Below are 2659 nucleotides of genomic sequence, written 5' to 3' on the forward strand. Positions count from 1 at the left end.
CTGCTTCGGCGCGACCTCGGTCCATTCCGGCAGGGTGGCGATGGTGATGGATTCATCCAGCCGGTTCAGCCGATCGATCCGTTCGCGGTCGATCACCACCACGCCGGCCGCCTCGGCGAACAGGTTGACCCGGCCGGTGAAGGCGGCGCTGGCGGTCAGGCCCGGCCCCCGCAGCACCGCGGCGACACGCTCCGCCGCCTGGTCCTCATGGACGTCGCCGCGTTCCAGCCGCGCGGCCTGGATCTCCTGCACGCCGGCGGCGCGCAGGGTGGCGACATCGTCGGCACTCAGCCGCCGGCCCTTGCGGAACACCACGTCGCCGGCGGCGACGGTGTGGGCCAGGATGGCGCCGGCCGCTTCGGCCGTGGACAGGGTCCCGAAGATCACGCCGGCCTCTTCCCCTGTGCGCCCGCCGCGGCCGGGTCCGCCCCGTGCAGCACGGCGGTCATCTGTGCCATCACGGAAATCGCGATCTCGGCCGGCGAGATGGCGCCGAGCGCCAGGCCGGCCGGGCCGTGGATGCGGGCCAACACCTCGGGGCCGAGGCCGCGCGCCGCCAGCCGCTCCAGCCGCCCGGCATGGGTCTTCCGGCTGCCCAGCGCGGCGATGTAGAAGGCCGGCGACCGCAGCGCGACCTCCAACCCCGGGTCGTCCAGCTTGGGGTCGTGGGTCAGGGCCACGATCGCGGTGCGCATATCGGGCTTCAGCGCCGACAGGCCGTCATCCGGCCATTCATTGCTGATGGCGACGCCGGGAAAGCGTTCTTCCGAGGCGAAGGCCCGGCGCGGGTCGATCACGGTGACGTCATAGCCGGTCAGCGCCGCGATCGGCGCCAGCGCCTGGGCGATGTGGACCGCGCCGATGATGGCCAGGCGCAGCGGCGGCACGAAGGCCTGGACGAACAGCGTGCCGTCGGCGATGGCGCGGCTGCGGTCGTGCCGCACCGCCTCCTGCACCGCCAGCAGGATCAGGTCGTCGACCGCGAGATCGCCGGTCACCTCGTCACCGATCACCAGCGCCTGGGCGCCATGGACCAGGTCGGTGACGACAGCCGCGGCGCGATGCTCCGCCCGCGCGGCCTGCAGTGCGGCGAGAATCTCTGCCTTCATGAAAGCCGCTCGACGAAGACCTGGACCTTCCCGCCGCAGGCCAGGCCGACATCCCAGGCCTGTTCGTCGCTGACGCCGAAATCGAGCAGCCGCGGCTTGCCGTCGGCCATCACGTCCAGCGCCTCGCGCACCACGGCGCCCTCGATGCAGCCGCCGGAGACGGAGCCCTGCATCCGGCCGTCGCCATCGACCACCAGCTGGCTGCCGGCGGGGCGGGGCGAGGAGCCCCAGGTCGAGACCACGGTCGCCAGCGCGACCTTGCGTCCTTCGGCGGCCCAGGCCGCGGCCTGGGTCAGCACATCGTCACGATCGGTCATTGCACCGTCTCCTGCTGGGCAGCGAGATGCCGCCACCTAGCCATGCGCCTGTCGCCACGGCCCTGATCCTCGGCCAGCACCGCGACCAGCGCCGCCAGGCTGGCCAGGCTGTGCACCGGCCGGAACTCGTCGACATGGGGCATCAGGGCGCGGGCCCCCATAGACTTTGGCGCATAACCGTCCCAGCGCAACAGGGGGTTGAGCCAGATCAACCGGCGGCAGCTGCGATGCAGCCGGTCGATCTCGACTTCCAACCGGTCGCCGGCGTCGCGGTCGAGCCCGTCGGTGATCAGGATCACCACCGCGCCCTGGCCCAGCACGCGCCGGCCCCAATTGCGGTTGAACTCGGCGATGCAGGCGCCGATGCGGGTGCCTCCGCCCCAATCCTGCGCGGCGCGGCCGACCCGGTCCAGCGCGTCGTCGACGTCGCGGCGGCGCAGCGCGCGGGTGATGTTGGTCAGCCGGGTGCCGAAGACGAAGCTGTGCACGCGGTCGCGCTCGGTCGTCACCGCATGCAGGAAATGCAGCAGCATGCGCGAATACTGGCTCATCGAGCCGGAGATGTCGCACAGCACCACCAGCGGCGGCGGCCGGGTCCGGCGGATGCGCCGCGCCAGATCGATCGAATGGCCGCCGGCGCGCAGCGACCGTCGCAGGGTCTGGCGCATGTCGACGGTGGCGGCCGAATGGTGCGGGGCATAGCGCCGGGTCGGCACGTCGCGCACCGGCAGGCGGAAGCGCGCGATGGCGGCGCGGGCCCGGGCCAGCTCCTCCGCGCTCATCTGCTCGAAATCCTTGTGCTGCAGCCGCTCCCGCTCCGAGAAGGTCAGGCTGGCATCGATCTCGATCTCCGGCGGGTCCTTGGCGTCGTCGGGCGCCTCGCCCCGGCCGGGCTGGTTGCGGTCGGCAAAGGCCTCCGCCACCCGGCGGTTGACCGCGCGCTCTTCCTCCTTGCCGGTGCGGATCTGCGGCAGCATCAGCGTCATCGCCCGCTTCAGCATGTCCGGATTGCGCCAGAACAGGTGGAAGGCCTGGTCGAAGATGTCGCGCTGGTCGCGCCGATTCACCAGGGTGGCGTGCAGCGCCCAGTAGACATCCTGCCGACTGGCGACGCCGATGGTCTCCAGCGCCTCCAGCGCCGCCAGGGTGCGGCCCGGCCCGACCGGCAGGCCGGCGGCACGCCTGGGTCAAGGGCGAGTGGTGCGACGAGTATGTCTACGCCCTGCTCGCGGA

At 72.2% G+C, this 2659-nt stretch carries 4 protein-coding genes; all 4 read right to left on the reverse strand.

Annotated elements, in window-relative coordinates; all coding sequences use genetic code 11:
* Window positions 1-387, reverse strand: a 387-nt coding sequence (locus AC3XYG_RS04080) for a DUF8806 domain-containing protein (RefSeq protein WP_489138533.1), incomplete at its 3' end; no start/stop codon positions are given.
* Entirely contained in the window at window positions 384-1109 is a 726-nt protein-coding gene (locus AC3XYG_RS04085) for an XdhC family protein (protein WP_489138534.1), read from the reverse strand. The genes AC3XYG_RS04080 and AC3XYG_RS04085, both read right to left, overlap by 4 nt.
* The gene (locus AC3XYG_RS04090; protein WP_489138535.1) at window positions 1106-1426 is read right to left on the reverse strand and encodes an XdhC family protein; all 321 of its coding nucleotides are present in this window, start codon (window positions 1424-1426) and stop codon (window positions 1106-1108) included. The genes AC3XYG_RS04085 and AC3XYG_RS04090 overlap by 4 nt, the downstream gene beginning before the upstream one ends.
* Window positions 1423-2595 carry a vWA domain-containing protein gene (locus AC3XYG_RS04095; protein WP_489138536.1) on the reverse strand — a complete coding sequence of 391 codons (1173 nt, stop codon included), beginning with the start codon at window positions 2593-2595 and terminating at the stop codon, window positions 1423-1425. Before AC3XYG_RS04095 ends, AC3XYG_RS04090 begins: the two co-directional genes overlap by 4 nt.
* Between the last annotated feature and the right edge of the window lie 64 nt (window positions 2596-2659).

Source organism: Inquilinus sp., assembly GCF_057815775.1.

Excerpts from the sequence above, each read along its gene's own strand:
- AC3XYG_RS04085 (WP_489138534.1), bottom strand. The coding sequence starts at position 1,109 with ATGAAGGCAGAGATTCTCGCCGCACTGCAGGCCGCGCGGGCGGAGCAT.
- AC3XYG_RS04090 (WP_489138535.1), bottom strand. The coding sequence starts at position 1,426 with ATGACCGATCGTGACGATGTGCTGACCCAGGCCGCGGCCTGGGCCGCC.